Raw genomic sequence first — 17,799 nt, 5'->3', positions numbered from 1 at the left:
GGTCAACCTCCACTCCGGCCCGGGACGCCCCGGCGGGCCTTGTGATGGCCGTAGGTGCGGGGTGGTGTGTAATGGTCGATAAACGGAACCGCGAAGTTCATCAGTAGCACGCTGAACGCGACCGCATCGGGATAGTTACCCCAACTGCGAATCAGGTACACCAGGACACCGATGCCGGCACCGTATATCAGCTTGCCCTGATGGCTGGTGGCTGCTGAAACCGGGTCGGTGGCAATAAAGAACGCGCCAAGCATGGTACCACCGGCCAACAGGTGCAGCTGCAAAGGCGCGTACTGGTCGGCGTTGCTGCCAAAGGCCAGGCTCATGGCGGCAATACCGGCCAGGAAGGCAACCGGAATATGCCAGGTTATGATTCTAAGGGCGATCAGCAGGACGCCGCCGGCCAGGAAGGCCAGATTGACCCACTCCCATCCCCGGGCAATCAAGTTGCCAAAGGTGGGGTGGCCGAGCACTTCCACTGACGTGTGACTGGCAATCTTGTGTTTGTATTCGTCCAGCGGTGTTGCCATGGTCCAGCCGTCGACGGCGGTCTGGCCCCCAGTGAAAATCTTCGCGAGGGTCTCACCAAAGCCGGGCGCGCCGCCCCAGAGCGTGGCTGCTTCGGCCCAGTTGGTGGTCATGGCGACCGGAAACGAGATCAATGCCAGGGCATAGCCCACCATGGCCGGGTTAAAGGGATTGGAGCCCAGACCACCGTAAAGCTGCTTGGCCACTACGATTGCTGAGACCACGGCAATACCGGAGACCCACCAGGGCGTGAACTGGGGCAGGGATAGCCCCAGCAGCAGGCCGGTGACCGCCGCGGTGTTGTCACGCAGGAAAAAGGCGACGGGTTTGCCGCGCAGCTTCAGGAAGGCGGCTTCAGAGCTCAGCGCCAAGGCAATGCACCAGACGACATTGATCAGGTTGCCCCAGCCAAAGAACAGAGTCTGGGCCAGCAGGCCGGGCAGAGCGGCCAGAATGACCCAGAGCATGACCCGTGACGTGGGCCGCGCGCGACGAGCATGGGGTGAGGACTGTTGAACAAGAGCCATGAAGTTCCAGCCTGATTGAATTATTGAGACGACGCGGGTTCTTCCGCCACTTGCTTGCGAGCCTGATCAAGCGCCTGCTGAGCCCGTTGCACCCGATCATGGTTCTTGGCGACAGCACGTTCGAGTTTCTCAACATTATCCGCCTGCTGAGCCCGGGCCTCATCGAGCATGCCCTGCATGGTGTTGAGCTTGGCTTCTGCCTGGGTGAGTTGCTTCTCCAGCGCCTCTATGTCGGGTTTGTCATCGGCCACTTCAGTGCTGCTCGGTACCGGTTGCTCTTTGGTGTCGGCGGCTGTTTTGGCCTTCTTGCGTTCCAGGGCCTGCTGTACCAGGGCGGCTTTGGCTGCCCGGTCGTCGCTTGCCTGGCCATCGGCGGCGGCCATTTCTGCTTCCGCCTGCTTTTTGGCCTGAGCTTCGGCAGCAGCCTTGGCCCGCTCCTTGCGCCGTAATTCCTTTTCCTGTTGCTCCCGTTCCAGGCGGGCCTGACGTGCCTCGAAGCGCTCGCGAGCGCGATCCGCTTTCAGCTGTTCCGCGCGCTGAGTGCGAATCTCGCCTTTGGCAAACCGATAGTACTGGACCAAAGGGATGGAGCTGGGGCAGACGTAGGAACAGGCTCCGCATTCGATGCAGTCGAACAGGTTCAGGTGTTCTGCTTTCTCGAATTCACCCGCCTTGGAATACCAGAACAATTGCTGCGGCAACAGTTCCATGGGGCACGCCTCGGCGCACTGTCCACAGCGGATGCACGGCTGCTCTGGCGGCGGAGCCGGCAGTTCTGCCGCGGTTGCCGCGATCACGCAGTTGGTGGTTTTTACCACAGGCACGGAATCGGTGGTCAGGGTATACCCCATCATGGGGCCGCCAAGAATCAGCCGGTCAAGACGTTCCTGTGACATCCCTGCCGTTTCGAGCAGGTGATGGATCGGCGTGCCGATCAGGACTTCAAAATTGCCGGGTTCCCGCACTGCCTCGCCGGTAACGGTTACCACACGGGATATCAGCGGCTTGCCCTCAAAGACAGCACGGCCCACGGCGACTGCAGTTCCGATGTTCTGGCACATCACCCCGATATCGGCCGGAATACCGCCACTGGGGACTTCCTGGCCGGTCAGAATCTGTATCAACTGTTTTTCACCACCAGACGGGTACTTGGTGGGCACCACCGCAATTTCAATCTGAGTGCCCGCCACCGCCTTGCGCATGGCGGCAATGGCCTCGGGCTTGTTGTCTTCAATGCCGACAACGCACCGGGAGGGCCGGAGAATCCACGCCATCACTTTCAGGCCTGCAACCACCTCGGCGGCCTGCTCGCGCATGGTCATGTCGTCGGCGGTGATGTAGGGCTCGCATTCCGCGCCGTTGAGAATCAGGGTATCGACCTTGCGATCCCTTGGAGGCCTCAGCTTGATATCGGTAGGAAAACCTGCGCCCCCCATGCCGGAAATGCCGGCTTCGCGAATTCGCTGCAGCACCGCTTCCCGGTCAAGTTGTTTGTAATCGTCAATCGGTGACAGGGCGCACCACTGGTCTTCGCCATCCGGTTTCAGTACCACGCACCAGTCCGCCATACCGGACGGGTGGGGAACCGGACGTTGTTCAATGGCCTCGATCACCCCCGAAGTGGGAGCATGCACCGGCACGCCCATGCCATTGGTAACGTCTGCGATTTTCTGACCCTTCAGTACCCGGTCGCCCACCGCAACCACCAACTCTGCCGGTTCGCCGATGTGTTGTTGCAATGGCAATACCAGGCGATCGGGCATGGCGGCCTTGCGGATCGGGCGGGCCGTGGACTGATGCTTGTTCTCGGGCGGATGAATGCCGCCGGTGAAATCCCACAGCTGAGTCATCAGGCGCTGGCTCCCTGGCGATCGGTGGCGATGATTTGGGGCACTGGAGGTGTCCAGGTCCAGGTACGGATATCCGGCTCGATGGTGATCATGTCGATGCAATCCACCGGGCAGGGTTCCACGCACAAGTCACAGCCGGTGCACTCGCTCTCGATAACGGTGTGCATGTGCTTGGCGGCGCCCAGGATGGCGTCTACCGGGCAGGCCTGAATGCATTTGGTGCAGCCAATGCATTCGTCCTCGCGAATAACTGCCACCCGCTTGGCCTGCTCAACACCGTGTTCTGCGTCCAGCGGTTGTGGCTCTACATCCAGCAGGTCGGCCAGCGCCTTGATGGTGCTTTCACCACCGGGCGGACATTTGTTGATGGCGTCGCCGTTGGCAATGGATTCGGCATAGGGCCGGCAGCCGGGGAAGCCACACTGGCCGCACTGTGTCTGCGGCAGCAGCGAATCAATCTGGTCTACCAGTGGATTGCCTTCAACTTTGAACCGTTCAGAGGCAAACCCCAGTAGCCCGCCAAAGACCAGGGCAAGCGCCAGCAGGACCACAACGGCAATCAGGAAACTCGTCCACATAACAACCGCTCCGTCAGACCGCGACCAGGCCGGTGAAGCCCAGGAAAGCCAGCGACATGAGCCCTGCGGTAATCATGCCGATAGCCGCGCCCCGGAAGGCCACCGGCACATCGGATACGGCAATGCGCTCGCGCATGGCGGCAAACAGCACCAGCACCAGGGAGAAGCCGACGGCGGCGCCAAAGCCGTAAAGCACAGATTCCACAAAGTTGTTGTTTTTGTTGAGGTTAAGGAGGGCTACACCCAATACCGCGCAGTTGGTGGTGATCAGGGGCAGGAAAATCCCGAGAACCCGATACAGCAGCGGACTGGTCTTGCGTACCACCATTTCGGTGAACTGTACCACCACCGCAATCACAAGGATGAAGGTGATGGTTTTCAGGAAAGCGAGATCCAGCGGGGCCAGCAGATAGGTGTAGGCCAGATAACTGCACACCGACGACAGGGTCAGTACGAACGTGGTTGCCAGCGACATGCCCATGGCGGTTTCCAGTTTCCCGGAAACGCCCATGAAAGGGCATAGCCCCAGGAACTGCACCAGCACAAAGTTGTTCACCAGAATGGTGCTGACCAGAATCAGTAAATACTCTGTCATCGGAGCGTCTCAGTCTCTGCTTTACATCACCCGCATGCCCGGCACAGCGCCGGAATCCGGAGACAGAATGAAGATATCCTTACCACCGGGGCCGGCCGCCAGTACCATGCCTTCGGACATACCGAACTTCATCTTTCTGGGTTTGAGGTTGGCGACCATCACGGTCATACGACCTTCCAGATCTTCCGGTTTGTAGGCGGACTTAATACCAGCAAACACGTTGCGTTCGCCATGCCCCACGTCAAGAGTCAGTCGAAGAAGCTTGTCAGCGCCTTCTACATGTTCTGCTTTGACAATCTTGACGACCCGCAGATCCACCTTGGCAAAATCCGGGAACTCGATTTCCTCGGCGATCGGTTCGAGATCCTTTGCCGCCTCTTTCTTGCTGTCACCCTGGGCCGCCGGCAGTTCCTCTTTGGAGGCCTCCAGCATTTTTTCGATCTGGTCCATATCCACCCGGTTCATCAGCGGCTTGAACTTGTCGATGCCGTGGTTTTCGAGCAGGGCGGCACGGTTGTTCCAGTCCAGACGTGAATTCAGGAACGACTGGGCTGCATCAGCGGTCTTCGGCAGTACCGGTGCCAGATAGGTCATCAGCAGGCGGAACATGTTGATGGCGTTGGTACAGATAGCCTGCAGCTGGTCATCCTGGCCGTCCTGTTTGGCAATCACCCAGGGCTGCTCATCATTCACGTACTGGTTGGCAATGTCTGCCAGCTCCATAATCCGACGCATGGCGCGGCCGAACTCACGGGCTTCGTAGAACTCTGCAATCTGTTCACCGGCATCAATAAACTCTTTCAGCTTGTCCTGCTCGGTGACCTTGCCCAACTTGCCGTCAAAGCGCTTGGTGATAAAACCGGCGCTGCGGCTGGCAATGTTCACCACCTTGCCCACCAGATCTGAATTCACCCGGGCAGCAAAGTCTTCCAGGTTCAGGTCCATGTCATCCACACCGCCGGTCAGCTTCGCGGCGAAGTAGTAGCGCAGGTACTCCGGGTTCAGATGGTCCAGGTAGGTCCGCGCCATGATGAAGGTGCCGCGGGACTTGGACATTTTCTTGCCGTTCACCGTCACGAAGCCATGAGCCCAAACCGCGGTTGGCGTGCGGAAGCCCGCATCGTGCAGCATCGAAGGCCAGAACAGGGCATGGAAATTGATAATGTCCTTACCGATGAAATGGTACACCTCGGCACTGGAATCCTTCTTCCAGAAATGCTCGAAATCGATGCCCTCGCGGTTGCACAGGTTCTTGAAGCTGGCCAGGTAGCCGATAGGTGCATCCAGCCAAACGTAGAAGTACTTACCTGGTGCATCCGGGATCTCAAACCCGAAATAGGGCGCATCCCGACTGATGTCCCACTCCTGCAGGCCCGCATCCAGCCACTCGGCCAGCTTGTTGGCCACCTGGGGTTGCAGAGCACCGCTGCGGGTCCACTTGCTCAGAAAATCGTGGAACTCCGGCAGTTTGAAGAAGTAATGCTCGGATTCTTTTTCCACAGGGGTGGCGCCAGACACCGCAGAGCGGGGGTTGATCAACTCGGCGGGTGTGTAGGTGGCGCCGCAGGCCTCACAGTTATCACCGTACTGGTCTTCGGTTTTGCACTTGGGACAAGTGCCTTTGATGAAACGATCCGCCAGAAACATCTCTTTTTCCGGATCAAAGAACTGCGTGATCTTGCGCGTGGCAATGTGATCATTGTCCTTGAGCTGGCGGTAGATGTACTCCGAGAAGTACTGATTCTCCTCCGAGTGCGTGGAGTAATAATTGTCGAAACGGATGTGAAAGCCCGCGAAATCTTCCTGATGCTCCTGACGAATCCGGTCGATCAGCTGCTCCGGGGTAATCCCCTCACGCTCGGCCCGCAGCATAATGGCGGTGCCGTGAGCATCGTCTGCGCAAACGTAGTAGCAGTTGTGGCCGCGCATGTTCTGGAAGCGCACCCAGATATCGGTCTGAATGTATTCCAGCAGATGCCCCAGATGAATGGGCCCGTTGGCGTAGGGCAGGGCGCTGGTAACCAGAATGTCGCGCTGTTGCTTGCTCGCTTGCGTCATGGTGATGTCCGAACCTTATGTTGAGTCGGGTTGGAAAGACAAAAACGGGGTTCCGGCGCCAATCGCAATTGATTGTTCCAGGTAAAGACCCCATATGGTCAGAAACGGGCACAGATGATACCTTCCGAGCCATCATTTTTCACCTGCATTCAAGCTTATGAGCTTATTCCGGAGACCCCGATGACCCAGATTTCCCAACAGGCCCTAGAAGCCGCCGTTCGAGAATACCGGGACCCCTACCTCAAGAAAGACCTGTACGAACTGGGAGCCGTGAAAAACCTGAGCGCAGACGACAGCGGCAACGTAACCCTGATGGTCGAACTGCCATACCCTTCCAAAGGCATCGCTGGTGGCCTGAAACAGATCGTCGCCAACGCTCTGGAATTTGTCGATGGCGTTGAAAGTGCCGAAGTACACGTAGCCCAGAAAATCCACAGCTACAAAACCAACAAAGACCTGCCGGCCGTCCCCGGTGTGAAAAACATCATCGCCGTCGCCTCCGGCAAAGGCGGCGTGGGCAAATCCACCACCGCCGTCAACCTCGCTCTCGCCCTGCATGCCGAAGGCGCCCGGGTCGGCGTCCTTGACGCCGATATCTACGGGCCCAGCATCGGCATGATGCTCGGCGTACCCGAAGGCAAACGCCCGGACGTACGCGAAAACAAATACTTCGTCCCCATGCAGGCCCACGGCCTGCAAGCCAACTCCATGGCCTTCGTCACCACCGACAAAACCCCCATGGTCTGGCGTGGCCCCATGGTCAGTGGTGCGGTGATGCAACTGCTCCAGCAAACCCTGTGGGATGAACTCGACTACCTCATCATCGACATGCCTCCCGGCACCGGCGACATCCAGCTCACCCTGGCCCAGAAAGTCCCGGTAACCGGCGCCGTCATCGTCACTACCCCCCAGGATATCGCCCTGCTGGACGGCAAGAAAGGCATCGAAATGTTCCGCAAAGTCGACATCCCGGTGCTGGGCGTGGTTGAGAACATGAGCGTCCACATCTGCTCCAACTGCGGTCATGAAGAGCCCCTCTTCGGCCAGGGCGGTGGCGAACGCATCGCGGAAGAATACGAAACCACCCTCCTGGGCCAGCTGCCCCTGCACATGACCATCCGCGAACAGACCGACAGCGGCGCCCCGACTGTGGTTGCCGAGCCGGATTCGGAAGTGGCAAGACGCTACCGCGACATCGCCAGAAGGGTGGGGGCGGAGTTGTCCACCCGGGAGCGGAATCTTGGTGGAACGATTTCCAGTGTCTCCGTGACGGAGCATTAACCAAGACCGGGTACAGAGGGACTCCAGCTCCATAGTCTGTTCGCGGCATCAGGCCCTTCTGTCCAAAAATGTCGGAGGCCATGGATGGCCGGAGAGAAGCGCACAGGGAAGTGCTCGTAGCGGTTTTTGGACAGAAGGGCCTGATGTTGCAGCCACCTGCTGTAGCGTTTTTTGGAAAGCAGCCCACACTTCCTTTGGTTCTGCTCGCAGGCTGCGAAGAGCGAGAGCGTCGAGGCTTCGACAGTCACCGCACGACAAGGTAAACTACGCCCCAATTTTCCCACCAGCTGGAAACGAGAATTCACCCATGAGCATCAAATCCGACAAGTGGATCCGCCGGATGTCCGAACAGCACGGCATGATCGAACCCTTCGAAGCCGGACAAGTTCGGGAAAGCGAAAAAGGCCGCGTCATCTCCTACGGCACCTCAAGCTACGGCTACGACGTACGTTGCAGCAACGAATTCAAAATCTTCACCAACGTCCACAGCGCCACCGTAGACCCGAAGAACTTCGACGAGAACAGCTTCGTCAACTATACCGGCGACGTCTGCATCATCCCGCCGAACAGCTTCGCCCTGGCGCGCACCGTTGAATATTTCCGCATCCCCAGAAGTGTACTCACTATCTGCCTGGGCAAAAGCACCTATGCACGCTGCGGCATCATCGTGAACGTCACCCCGCTGGAGCCGGAGTGGGAAGGTCAGGTAACCCTGGAATTCTCCAACACCACCAATCTGCCAGCGAAAATCTACGCCAACGAAGGCGTTGCCCAGATGCTGTTCTTCGAATCCGATGAAATCTGTGAAACCAGCTACAAAGACCGCGGCGGCAAGTACCTTGGCCAGACCGGCGTGACCCTGCCCAGGACATGAACGCCAACCAGTTTCTCAAAGCCGTCTCACAGCTGCAGGGCTGGCGCGAATGCGCCTTCCTGCTTGCCCTGGCCGAACGTTCCTTTCCCAACTACGCCCTGTTCGCCGACGCCGTTGGCCTGAAAACCGGCGGCAAGATGCGCCAGTTGCTCGATCTGGCCTGGGACATGCTCCAGAAAGACGTGGCCGATGCCGCAATTCCGCAGCTGCTCAGTAAACTCGAAACCCTGTGCCCCAATGTCGATGAGTACGATGCCTACGGTGTCTACCCAGCCTTCGATTTCTGCCAGTTGCTTGAGCAGGCGCTGCTGAACCGCCTGAACCCGAACAAACATCGCGCCACCGAAGCTTCCCAGTTGGCGACCCGCACCGTGATGGATTTTGTTGAAATGTCCGAGGGTGAGGGATTGGATGAAAACGAGCTGGTGCGCGTGTTTGAACACCACCCACTGCTCAAGGACGACAAGCTGTTTCAGCGTGACACCGTCATGGCGCTGAAAAAGCAGCGAACACCCAAAGAAGCCTTCCTGGCTGAACTCCGAGCCGGTGCCGCCAACGACGGTGTCAGCAATCTGGGAATCTCCCTGGAAGGCTGACATAAGGCAACCGAGCTACACTGCCTGTAACCTCCCTCAGTACTTTATTGAACGGAATGAATCATGAAACTCTCTGCTTTCGGTCGTAAATTCACCGCTGATGCCGGCATTACTTCCCTGATGGACGATCTCGGGAATGCCATGGCCTCCGGTGAAGACATGATCATGATGGGCGGCGGTAACCCCGGCCACATCCCGGAGATCCAGCAGAGAGTTCAGAGCATTCTGGCGGAGATGGCCTCCAGTGAAGCGGACGTACGTCGGCTGGTGGGTATTTACGATCCCCCTCAGGGGGAAAAGCAGTTTATTGCCTCCCTGGCCCAGTTGCTGAATCAGGAATACGGCTGGGGCCTGAAGCCCGAAAACATTGCGCTGACCAACGGCAGTCAGGCCGCCTTCTTCATGCTTTTCAACATGTTTGGCGGGGACTACGGTGATGGCCATCACAAGCATATCCTGCTGCCTCTGGCGCCTGAATACATTGGCTACGCCGATGCGGGGATTGAGCAGGGGCTGTTCCACGCGGTACAACCGGACATCTCGTTTACCGATGCCCATGAATTCAAATATCGGGTGGATTTTGCCGCCGTGGAGGTGACCGGAGAAACCGGCGCTATCTGTGTATCCCGGCCCACAAACCCCACGGGAAACGTCATCACCGATGAGGAGTTGGCCCGGCTGGAAGAACTGGCCCGGCAAAACGATATTCCGCTGATTGTCGACGGAGCCTATGGAACGCCATTTCCGAGCCTGCTGTTTGTCGACGCGCAGCCGAGCTGGAACGAGCAGGTTATCCTGTGTCTGAGCCTGTCAAAGCTGGGCTTGCCGGCGGCGCGAACCGGGATTGTTATTGCCGAAGAGTCCATTATCAAGGCATTGTCGGGTATCAACGCCATCATGAACCTGGCCACCGGAAGCTTTGGTGCGATGCTGGCAGAACCGCTGGTGCGCTCCGGAGAGATTCTGTCCCTGAGCCGGGATGTGGTTTGCCCATTCTACAAGGAAAAAATGGAGCGGGCGGTATCGGTGTTCCGCGATGCTATGGGCGAAGATAGTTGCCGCTGGTACATCCACAAACCGGAAGGAGCGATGTTCCTGTGGCTCTGGTTCCCGGATTTGCCGGTCTCCAGTCTGGAGCTTTATCAGCGTCTCAAGGCTCGGGGTGTACTGGTGGTCTCCGGGCATTACTTCTTCCCGGGCTTGCCCGAGGATGGCTGGCGTCATCGCCATGAGTGTCTTCGGGTAACGTATTCCCAGGACGATGCCCGGGTGGCTGAAGGCCTGCGGATCATTGCTGAGGAAGTAAAAGCGGTGTGGGCCGAGCAGGGGCTGGCCGATTAATCGGCCAGTGTCGCGTCTTTGAGTTTCAGCTCGTACTCGCTGCCGTCCGGCTCCACCTGGAGCAGGCGAACCAGCAGGTAATCCCGGGCCGGATCAAACCACATCAGGGTCTGGCGTTTGGAGTCTTCGTCCCGGACTTTTTCCGCCTTCAGGGTGTTCATGGTGCGGCCATTGTCGCTCAGGCTATCTTCGTCGATGACAGCAAAGCGGTCGTCGTCGTAATCCCCCTTGTCCAGCACCTGGTAGGTGACATCGCGTTTGCCTGCCTTGAGGTCCTGATGGAGTTGCAGTTGGTAGCCCAAGGGGTCCAGGGTGTTGTCTCGTAACTCCACTTCAAACTTATCGCCACGATAGCTGCCGGTGGCAATGCCTGCCTGCCAGTCAAAATCAATGGACTGTTTGCGATCTTTGATCAGGAAACCGGAGAGGTGATAGCGGTAGCGCAGGGGAATCACCTGGCCATCTTCCCAGCGAAAAATCAGTGATTCGTTGATATCGGCGATGAAAGAGTCGACATCCGTACGGTACAGCCAGACGTTATTGCCCTGGTCTGTCAGTTCCCGAACACCCTCGCCGTTGAGGCTGACGCCTTTGGACATGGAGGCGGTGTAGCGGGCCTCATAGGGCACCAGAGGGGCGTAATCTACATCGGCGGCGGACGCCGGCAGCGCAATCATGCCGGCAATTAGGGCTGCCCAGAGCTGAAAACGTGGTTTGTGGGGGTTGTCTGTGTGCATCAAAAAGCCTCTTTGACCGTCTACGCTAGCGACAGTGTAGTTGGTTCGGCGAGGCCTTGTGATGACAATCTGTTCAGTTCGCCGGCAGTCGCATGGGACGCTCGATGGGCGCGCCGTCAAACAGAACGCCCTCAGCGCCCAGCTGAATGCGACCCTCGCAGAACCAGCGCACGACGATGGGGTAGAGCACGTGCTCCTGTTGCTGAACTTTTTCCGCCAGGGACTCCGGAGTGTCATCCTCTGCCACGGCAACTTCCGCCTGGGCGATGACCGGCCCGCCGTCCAGTTCCTCGGTCACAAAGTGAATGGATACACCGTGGGTGCGGTCACCGGCTTCCAGGACCCTTTGGTGGGTGTTCAGTCCGGTGTAGGCCGGCAACAGGGAAGGGTGAATGTTAAGCATCCGGCCACGGAATGCGCGGACAAAGTCGCTGGTCAGAATCCGCATGAAGCCGGCCAGCACCACCAGATCCGGATTGTGGCGAAGGATTTCGGCCAGCAGGGCGGCGTCGAATTCTTCTCGGGAGCCATATTTTGTATGGTCGACCACAAAGGTGGTGAGATTGGCCTGGGCGGCGCGCTCCAGGGCAAACGCGCCCGGTTTGTTGCAGCCAACGGCAATGATCTCACCCGGAAAGTCGCGTTCCCGGGTGGCGTCGATCAAAGCCTGCAGGTTGGTGCCGCTGCCAGAGGCGAGCACCAGGATCTTCGGAACGGGGGCCGGATCTGCCTTCATGCCGTCAAAAGCCCCGGTGCGTAGCGAACAACGGGCTCAGCATCGCTGGATTCGGCTGCTTCCATTACGCCGATCTGCCATACCTTTTCACCCATGGCATTCAGGGTGTCCATGGCCAGTGCCTTCTGGTCTTCCGGTACACAGATGACCATGCCGATACCGCAGTTAAAGGTGCGATACATTTCCTCCTGGGCTACGCCGCCGGCATTCTGAAGCCACTGGAATACCGGGGGCAGCTCCCAGCTCTGGGTGTCGAGTGCGGCTATGGTGCCCTTGGGCAGTACCCGGGGGATGTTCTCGGGCAGGCCGCCGCCGGTAATGTGCGAAAGGGCCCGAACATCGACTTCGCGAATCAGTTGAAGCAGATTCTTCACATAGATGCGTGTGGGCGCCATCAGGGCGTCGGCCAGTGTGGTGTCGCCCATTGACTGGCTCAGGTCTGCGCCACTGACTTCGATAATCTTGCGAATCAGCGAGTAGCCGTTGGAGTGGGGGCCGGAGGAGCCCAGCGCCAGCAGGGCGTCACCCGGCTGCGCGCGGCTACCGTCAATGATCTTGTCACGCTCCACAATGCCTACACAGAAGCCGGCCAGATCGTAATCGTCGCCTTCATACATGCCCGGCATCTCGGCGGTCTCGCCACCAACCAGAGCGCATCCGGCCTGCTCACAACCCTGGCCAATGCCTTCAACTACCTGAGCGGCAACGTCGACATTCAGTTTGCCGGTTGCGTAGTAGTCCAGAAAGAACAGAGGCTCGGCGCCGCCGACCACCAGGTCATTCACGCACATGGCCACCAGGTCGATGCCGATGCTGTCATGCTTCTGCAGTTGCATGGCAAGCCGAAGCTTGGTGCCTACGCCGTCCGTGCCAGAAACCAGTACGGGCTCTTTGTAGCCTGCCGGAATCGATACCATGGCGCCAAAGCCGCCGAGGCCGCCGAGTACTTCCGGGCGACGGGTGCGCGCTGCAGTACTCTTGATTCGGTTGACAAGATCGTTACCTGCGTCGATGTCCACGCCGGCATCGCGGTAGGTCAGGGAGGGCTTCTGTTCGCTCATGGAAAATAACCGTAGGCCTGTGAGTCAAGGCGCGGATTTTAACAGGTGCGCACGGGGGCTCCAAATGGAATTGGGAGCACAGGCAATATTGCCGGTTTCAGATTGCCTGACTGCAACCTGTGCTTGCTACTCTCGGCTCTGGTGATGGTGTATCCTGTGCGCCAACCATGGGAATGGCAAGGTGTTTCATGACCGAATCAGTGAAAACAGCCAGGAACGGGCGAGTTGCTGCGTTTCTGTTGGCGGCAGTCTGTTGGGTACTCTCGGCCGGCCCGGCATCGGCGGTCAGCGTGTCGGGACTCTACGCGGCCGATGTTCCGGTTGCAGGCACCTCGGCGGATGCGTTGAAGGCCGGATACGCTGAAGGGCTGCGTCAGGTAATGGTGAGGGTGTCCGGAACCCGTGAGGTGCTGGAACTCGAAGGGATAGACGAGGTATTGGCAGACGCCGAGTCCATGTTGCTGTCTTATCAGGTGAACCGTACCGCGGGGCAGTCACGTTTGCAGATGAGTTTCGGAGCCGTCGGGGTCAACCGCACGCTGGCGTCTGTGCAGGCGCCGGTATGGGGCGCCAACCGCCCCCTGACGCTGGCCTGGATTGCCGTGGAAGACCGGGGAGACCGGCAATTACTGACCCGTGCAGCGGATTCAGCGCCGGGAAGTAATGAGGGGCTCTGGGCACAACATCTCTTATCAGCAGCGGCCGATCGCGGTCTGCCCATCGCCTTCCCGCCGGAGACCTATGCCGGTGACCGGGCCTTGCTGTCGGATTTGTGGGGCCAGTTTGTCGGCCGCATCCAGCAAGCTTCAGACGATCTGTCCCACGACGCCCTGACTCTGGTTCGTATCAGTCGTTCCGGCGGCCAATGGCGCGCAGGCTGGGTGGTTGAAGGCATGGGGCTCGATGCAGGTGAGCAGTCGGTCAATGCCGATACGCCGGAACAGTTGGCGCAAGCTTTAATCGATCGCTGGACAGAGCAATACGCCAGCCGATATGCGGTCACAGCCGGCGAGGCGGGTGAGGCTCCGAAAGTTGATATGGTGCTTGAGGGTGTAACGACGCTGGCAGATTACGGCCAGGTGACCCGGGCACTGCAGGACATGACTCCGGTAGTGTCTGTTGGTGCGTCACGGGTTCGTGGCAACCGGCTGACCGTGGAGGTGGCATTCTCCGGAGAACTTGACCAGTTGAAGGAGCATATCGCGCTGGACGCACGATTTGTGCCGGCGGAGCAGCCTGCAGAGCCGATAACGGCCAGCAAGAACAGCCAGGCTACTGGCTCGGAAGGGGATGGTGCGGCGCAAACAGGCGAGGCCGGTTCCCGGAACGATACCGAAGCACCGGCCGGAACGGATGCGCAGGATAGTGCTGAGACGGCTGGGTTCAGCTATCAGCCCCTGGCTCCGGGCGATGAACAGGATGCCGAACAGGCTTTTGAGTCTTTGTACCAGGTACTTTATTACCGCTGGCAACCCGCTCCCGGCGCCACTGGCGGCGACCGAAGCTGATGGTTTGATGGAGGCGGCCCGGTGAGTTCTAGGCAGTGGCGCTGGATCCCGAATGCACTGACATTCCTGCGAATGGTGCTGATCGTGCCGTTCGCCGGCGCACTGCTGGAAGGTAACTACCGGCTGGCTCTGGTGATATTCTTCGTTGCCGCACTGACCGATGCCTTTGACGGGTTTCTGGCCCGTCATTTCAACTGGCGCTCCCGGCTTGGCGCTGTGGCCGACCCTCTCGCGGACAAGGCGCTGTTGATTTCGGCCTATCTCATGCTCACCATTACCGGTGTACTTCCGTTGTGGCTGTTTGCCCTGGTGCTGGGTCGGGATCTTGTCATTGTCTGCGGCGGCCTGGCTTTTCATTACGGCATCGGCCGCTTCGATATGGAACCCAGTATTCCGGGCAAGATCAACACGTTTGTCCAGATACTGGTGGCGCTCGCCATTATCATCCTGCTGGCGGGTTTGCCCATGCAGCCCTGGGTAATCGACACCGGGATCTGGCTGGTTGCCGTCAGCGCGCTGGTGAGCGGGGGCCACTATGTTGCCGTGTGGAGTTTGCGGGCCTGGAGGGCGAAACGGTCATGAAAGCCTCACAAATGGTATTGGGGGTCAAGCTCCGGGACGATGCCCGCTTCGACAACTTTCACGGTGACCGTAACCGGTCGGCCGCACAGCGGCTGGAGCTGGTGTGCCGGGAGCCGTCGGGGCTTCCGGTAGTGGTGATCTGTGGCGATTCCGATACCGGCAAAAGTCATCTGTTGCAGGCGATCTGCCATGAGTCCGAGCAGATGGGAAAAACCGCCGTCTGCATCAGCATTGTCGAGCTCCTGCCGTTCGGCCCGGACGCCCTGGCGGGCCTGGACAGTCATGATGTGATCTGTCTTGACGATCTGGAGCATGCCGCGGGTGATCCCGGCTGGGAGGAGGCGGTTTTCCACCTGTACAACCGGGTGCTGGACCGCAATGGCCTGCTGGTGGTCAGTCTGTCCGAGGTGCCCGCTTCGCTGCCGTTCGGACTGGCAGACCTGGGATCTCGTCTGGCACATGGCTTGCTCATTCAGTTGGGCGTGTACCGGGATGAGGATCGGCAGCGAATCCTGATGGCCCGGGCAGAGCAGCGCGGGCTGGTGATGAGCGAGGATGTTGCCGGCTTCATCATGCGCAGGGCCCCTAGAAAGCTGGGTGATCTGCTGGGGCTGCTGGATACCTTGGATGAGAATTCGCTGCAGGCCCAGCGACGTTTAACCATTCCGTTTGTGAAAGCTGTGATGGGATGGTAACGGTAAAGGGATTAATAACGATAAAGGCCATTGGAGAGACGACATGAGACGGGTTGTATTCAATCAGAAAGGTGGCGTTGGCAAGTCCAGTATCACCTGTAATCTGGCGGCCATCAGCGCCGCAAGAGGAAAGCGTACCCTGGTGGTGGATCTGGACCCGCAGGGCAACTCCACCCACTACCTGCTGGGCAAACCGGCGGCTGAACTGAAAGATACCGTTGCCGATCTGCTGGAGCAGACGGTCGCCTTCAGTGTCTTCAATCGTCGACCTGACGAGTTTGTACACGCCTCGTCGTTCGACAACCTGTACGTGTTGCCATCCAGCCCTGAGCTGGATTTTCTGGAACGCAAACTCGAAGCCAAGCACAAGATCTACAAGCTCAGGGAGTTTCTGAAAAAGCTCAGCGACAGTTTCGATGAGATCTATATCGACACCGCCCCGGCCCTGAATTTCTACACCCGTTCTGCCCTGATTGCTGCCCAGCGCTGCCTGATCCCGTTCGACTGCGATGATTTCTCCCGCCAGGCGCTCTACAACATCCTCCATGAAATCCGCGAATTGCAGGAGGATCATAATGAGGAGCTGGTTGTTGAGGGCATCATTGCAAACCAGTTCCAGCCAAGGGCGAGCCTGCCCAGGCAGTTGGTCCGGGAGCTGACGGAGGAGGGGTTGCCGGTGCTGCCGGTACGCCTGTCCAGTTCCGTCAAGATGAAAGAATCACACCAGAGTCGCCAACCGCTGATTCACATGGCTCCGAAACACACGCTCACACGCCAGTATGAGGATCTATACCGTGTGCTGCATGGGGAGTCTGTTGAGCTGGAGCCATTGGCAGACTGAGAGGAATCCCATGAGTGAAAAAGCACGCCACCTGGATCAGGTGACCGACGGTTTGCTGCAGATTGAAATTGAACTTCGGCAACTGGGTGTCTGGCAGACAGAAAGCCTGCCACCGGAGGCGTTCCAGAGTACCCAGCCGTTCTGCCTGGATACCATGGACTTCACCCAGTGGCTGCAGTTCGTGTTTCTTGAAAAAATGAAGGCGCTGGTGGAAGCCGGTCACGCGCTGCCAGAGGTATCTGGTATTGCGCCCATGGCAGAAGAGCATTTCCGTGGGCGTGAGCAGTCCGGCCGTGAGCTGATCTCAGCGCTTGAGGAGATGGATCGGCTGTTGTCCTCTGGCGGCCGCTGATTATTCCGGGACTGGATTACTCCAGGCGCATGGACAAATCGATGGCTCGTACGTCTTTGGTCAGTGCGCCAATAGAGATGTAATCCACGCCGGTTTCGGCAACGGGCACCAGCGTGCGCGCGTTGATGCCACCGGAAGCTTCAAGGCGGGCTTTTCCGGCATTCCGTTTTACCGCTTCAGCCATGTCGGCAAGCGAGAACTCGTCCAGCATGATGATGTCGGCCCCGGCCTCAAGGGCCTGGTCCAGTTCGGCGAGCGATTCGGTTTCCACTTCCACGGGTTTGCCTGGTGCAATGCGGTGCGCTTCGGCGACCGCATTGGCAATGGAGCCGCAGGCGGCAATGTGGTTTTCCTTGATCAGGAAGGCGTCCCAGAGCCCCAGCCGGTGATTGTCGCAGTCACCGCAAGTCACCGCGTATTTCTGGGCCAGTCGCAGCCCTGGCAGGGTTTTCCTGGTGTCCAGAAGGCGGACGTTGGTATGGGACACCCGGCGAGCGTAATGGGCACAGGCCGTTGCCACGCCAGACAGGGTCTGCAACCAGTTAAGAGCAGCGCGTTCAGCGGTCAGAAGCGAGCGGGCCGGGCCTTGCATGCGGAAAATCACGGCGTTGGCGGGTACATCGTCGCCATCGTGAAACTGCCACTGAAGTCTCACTGACGGATCCACCTGGCGAAAAACCTCCTCCACCCAGGCGCTTCCAGCCAGGCGGGCGTCTTCCCGGGTGATTACCCTTGCGGTTGCCAGTTTTTCGGCAGGAATCAGCTGGGCAGTGATGTCGCCATCGCCAATATCTTCCCGCAGACTCTGGGCAACGGATTCGATACGGGCCTGGCGCAGCAGTTCGGCAGAAATCATTGGGACGTGTCCGGAGGTTGATGGTGGCTTGGAAAAGTGTGGAGGGCAATTCTACTGCCAGCGCTATCGATTCGCCAAATGGAGGTGTGAGCGGTCTGAAGTGTGATGCAGTTCCTGCTGACACAAAAGGTGACAAATTCTGACACAAGGTGACGACACTCGCCCGTATGATGTAATCCTATAAAGGTTTAAGTACCATCAGC

Annotated in this window: 18 protein-coding genes; 9 read left to right on the top strand and 9 right to left on the bottom strand. The window is 58.8% G+C overall.

Annotated elements, in window-relative coordinates; genetic code table 11:
- Positions 1-2 precede the first annotated feature (2 nt).
- Genes rsxD through metG form a run of 5 tightly spaced genes read right to left on the bottom strand, consistent with a single transcriptional unit; the run spans position 3 to position 6,136 of the window.
- Complete coding sequence (gene rsxD, locus Q674_RS23285; RefSeq protein ID WP_031209661.1) at positions 3-1,055, bottom strand: electron transport complex subunit RsxD; 1,053 nt, start codon at positions 1,053-1,055, stop codon at positions 3-5.
- A gap of 20 nt (positions 1,056-1,075) precedes the next feature.
- Positions 1,076-2,905: an electron transport complex subunit RsxC gene (gene rsxC / locus Q674_RS23280; protein ID WP_023007887.1), complete on the bottom strand. Its 1,830-nt coding sequence runs from the start codon at positions 2,903-2,905 to the stop codon at positions 1,076-1,078.
- Positions 2,905-3,483 carry an electron transport complex subunit RsxB gene (gene rsxB, locus Q674_RS23275; RefSeq protein ID WP_023007886.1) on the bottom strand — a complete coding sequence of 193 codons (579 nt, stop codon included), beginning with the start codon at positions 3,481-3,483 and terminating at the stop codon, positions 2,905-2,907. Before rsxB ends, rsxC begins: the two co-directional genes overlap by 1 nt.
- 13 nt (positions 3,484-3,496) lie before the next feature.
- Positions 3,497-4,078, bottom strand: a complete 582-nt coding sequence (gene rsxA / locus Q674_RS23270; RefSeq protein ID WP_014421904.1) for an electron transport complex subunit RsxA — start codon at positions 4,076-4,078, stop codon at positions 3,497-3,499.
- 21 nt (positions 4,079-4,099) lie between these two features.
- Positions 4,100-6,136: a methionine--tRNA ligase gene (gene metG / locus Q674_RS23265; RefSeq protein WP_023007885.1), complete on the bottom strand. Its 2,037-nt coding sequence runs from the start codon at positions 6,134-6,136 to the stop codon at positions 4,100-4,102.
- A 180-nt stretch (positions 6,137-6,316) separates the two neighbouring features.
- Here metG and apbC point away from each other — a divergent pair, with 180 nt between their 5' ends.
- The 4 genes from apbC to Q674_RS23245 all read left to right on the top strand — a co-directional run bounded on the left by apbC (position 6,317) and on the right by Q674_RS23245 (position 10,228).
- Positions 6,317-7,417, top strand: a complete 1,101-nt coding sequence (gene apbC / locus Q674_RS23260) for an iron-sulfur cluster carrier protein ApbC (RefSeq protein WP_023007884.1) — start codon at positions 6,317-6,319, stop codon at positions 7,415-7,417.
- A 307-nt stretch (positions 7,418-7,724) separates the two neighbouring features.
- Positions 7,725-8,291: a dCTP deaminase gene (dcd, locus tag Q674_RS23255; RefSeq protein WP_011784457.1), complete on the top strand. Its 567-nt coding sequence runs from the start codon at positions 7,725-7,727 to the stop codon at positions 8,289-8,291.
- A complete protein-coding gene (locus Q674_RS23250; protein WP_014421900.1) occupies positions 8,288-8,887 on the top strand; it encodes a YjaG family protein in 600 nt (199 codons plus the stop codon). The genes dcd and Q674_RS23250 overlap by 4 nt, the downstream gene beginning before the upstream one ends.
- Positions 8,888-8,950: 63 nt before the next feature.
- Positions 8,951-10,228 carry a valine--pyruvate transaminase gene (locus tag Q674_RS23245; protein WP_023007883.1) on the top strand — a complete coding sequence of 426 codons (1,278 nt, stop codon included), beginning with the start codon at positions 8,951-8,953 and terminating at the stop codon, positions 10,226-10,228.
- On the opposite strand, the gene Q674_RS23240 is transcribed toward Q674_RS23245, so the two are convergent.
- The 3 genes from Q674_RS23240 to purM form a co-directional block, all read right to left on the bottom strand.
- Entirely contained in the window at positions 10,225-10,965 is a 741-nt protein-coding gene (locus Q674_RS23240) for a DUF3108 domain-containing protein (protein ID WP_023007882.1), read from the bottom strand. The genes Q674_RS23245 and Q674_RS23240 overlap by 4 nt on opposite strands.
- A gap of 73 nt (positions 10,966-11,038) precedes the next feature.
- Positions 11,039-11,701 (bottom strand): phosphoribosylglycinamide formyltransferase, encoded by a 663-nt coding sequence (purN, locus tag Q674_RS23235; RefSeq protein ID WP_014421897.1) that lies wholly within the window; start codon positions 11,699-11,701, stop codon positions 11,039-11,041.
- Complete coding sequence (purM, locus tag Q674_RS23230) at positions 11,698-12,762, bottom strand: phosphoribosylformylglycinamidine cyclo-ligase (protein ID WP_014421896.1); 1,065 nt, start codon at positions 12,760-12,762, stop codon at positions 11,698-11,700. The genes purN and purM overlap by 4 nt, the downstream gene beginning before the upstream one ends.
- Positions 12,763-12,950: 188 nt before the next feature.
- On the opposite strand from purM, the gene Q674_RS23225 reads away from it, so the two are divergent.
- Genes Q674_RS23225 through Q674_RS23205 form a run of 5 tightly spaced genes read left to right on the top strand, consistent with a single transcriptional unit; the run spans position 12,951 to position 16,740 of the window.
- Positions 12,951-14,270 carry a DUF2066 domain-containing protein gene (locus Q674_RS23225; protein ID WP_023007881.1) on the top strand — a complete coding sequence of 440 codons (1,320 nt, stop codon included), beginning with the start codon at positions 12,951-12,953 and terminating at the stop codon, positions 14,268-14,270.
- Between the two features lie 21 nt (positions 14,271-14,291).
- Entirely contained in the window at positions 14,292-14,852 is a 561-nt protein-coding gene (locus tag Q674_RS23220) for a CDP-alcohol phosphatidyltransferase family protein (protein WP_031209659.1), read from the top strand.
- The gene (gene hda / locus Q674_RS23215; RefSeq protein ID WP_014421894.1) at positions 14,849-15,547 is read left to right on the top strand and encodes a DnaA regulatory inactivator Hda; all 699 of its coding nucleotides are present in this window, start codon (positions 14,849-14,851) and stop codon (positions 15,545-15,547) included. The genes Q674_RS23220 and hda overlap by 4 nt, the downstream gene beginning before the upstream one ends.
- A 43-nt stretch (positions 15,548-15,590) precedes the next feature.
- Positions 15,591-16,388 (top strand): ParA family protein, encoded by a 798-nt coding sequence (locus Q674_RS23210; RefSeq protein ID WP_011784466.1) that lies wholly within the window; start codon positions 15,591-15,593, stop codon positions 16,386-16,388.
- 10 nt (positions 16,389-16,398) lie between these two features.
- On the top strand, positions 16,399-16,740 hold the full coding sequence (locus tag Q674_RS23205) for a YqcC family protein (protein WP_022991712.1): 342 nt from the start codon (positions 16,399-16,401) through the stop codon (positions 16,738-16,740).
- A 16-nt stretch (positions 16,741-16,756) separates the two neighbouring features.
- On the opposite strand, the gene nadC is transcribed toward Q674_RS23205, so the two are convergent.
- Complete coding sequence (nadC, locus tag Q674_RS23200) at positions 16,757-17,596, bottom strand: carboxylating nicotinate-nucleotide diphosphorylase (protein WP_011784468.1); 840 nt, start codon at positions 17,594-17,596, stop codon at positions 16,757-16,759.
- Positions 17,597-17,799 lie beyond the last annotated feature (203 nt).

It is taken from the genome of Marinobacter sp. EVN1, assembly GCF_000475375.1.
Lineage (GTDB): Bacteria > Pseudomonadota > Gammaproteobacteria > Pseudomonadales > Oleiphilaceae > Marinobacter > Marinobacter nauticus.
The sequence above is the reverse complement of the archived record's forward strand: the minus strand, read 5'-3'. Positions and strand labels throughout refer to the sequence as shown.

Bases quoted from the DNA above. Each gene is read 5' to 3' on its own strand.
- Q674_RS23250 (WP_014421900.1), top strand. From the start codon at position 8,288: ATGAACGCCAACCAGTTTCTCAAAGCCGTCTCACAGCTGCAGGGCTGG.
- Q674_RS23240 (WP_023007882.1), bottom strand. From the start codon at position 10,965: ATGCACACAGACAACCCCCACAAACCACGTTTTCAGCTCTGGGCAGCC.
- purM (WP_014421896.1), bottom strand. From the start codon at position 12,762: ATGAGCGAACAGAAGCCCTCCCTGACCTACCGCGATGCCGGCGTGGAC.
- hda (WP_014421894.1), top strand. From the start codon at position 14,849: ATGAAAGCCTCACAAATGGTATTGGGGGTCAAGCTCCGGGACGATGCC.
- rsxA (WP_014421904.1), bottom strand. From the start codon at position 4,078: ATGACAGAGTATTTACTGATTCTGGTCAGCACCATTCTGGTGAACAAC.
- Q674_RS23205 (WP_022991712.1), top strand. From the start codon at position 16,399: ATGAGTGAAAAAGCACGCCACCTGGATCAGGTGACCGACGGTTTGCTG.
- metG (WP_023007885.1), bottom strand. From the start codon at position 6,136: ATGACGCAAGCGAGCAAGCAACAGCGCGACATTCTGGTTACCAGCGCC.
- rsxB (WP_023007886.1), bottom strand. From the start codon at position 3,483: ATGTGGACGAGTTTCCTGATTGCCGTTGTGGTCCTGCTGGCGCTTGCC.
- purN (WP_014421897.1), bottom strand. From the start codon at position 11,701: ATGAAGGCAGATCCGGCCCCCGTTCCGAAGATCCTGGTGCTCGCCTCT.
- Q674_RS23210 (WP_011784466.1), top strand. From the start codon at position 15,591: ATGAGACGGGTTGTATTCAATCAGAAAGGTGGCGTTGGCAAGTCCAGT.
- apbC (WP_023007884.1), top strand. From the start codon at position 6,317: ATGACCCAGATTTCCCAACAGGCCCTAGAAGCCGCCGTTCGAGAATAC.
- rsxC (WP_023007887.1), bottom strand. From the start codon at position 2,905: ATGACTCAGCTGTGGGATTTCACCGGCGGCATTCATCCGCCCGAGAAC.
- rsxD (WP_031209661.1), bottom strand. From the start codon at position 1,055: ATGGCTCTTGTTCAACAGTCCTCACCCCATGCTCGTCGCGCGCGGCCC.
- Q674_RS23245 (WP_023007883.1), top strand. From the start codon at position 8,951: ATGAAACTCTCTGCTTTCGGTCGTAAATTCACCGCTGATGCCGGCATT.
- Q674_RS23225 (WP_023007881.1), top strand. From the start codon at position 12,951: ATGACCGAATCAGTGAAAACAGCCAGGAACGGGCGAGTTGCTGCGTTT.
- dcd (WP_011784457.1), top strand. From the start codon at position 7,725: ATGAGCATCAAATCCGACAAGTGGATCCGCCGGATGTCCGAACAGCAC.
- nadC (WP_011784468.1), bottom strand. From the start codon at position 17,596: ATGATTTCTGCCGAACTGCTGCGCCAGGCCCGTATCGAATCCGTTGCC.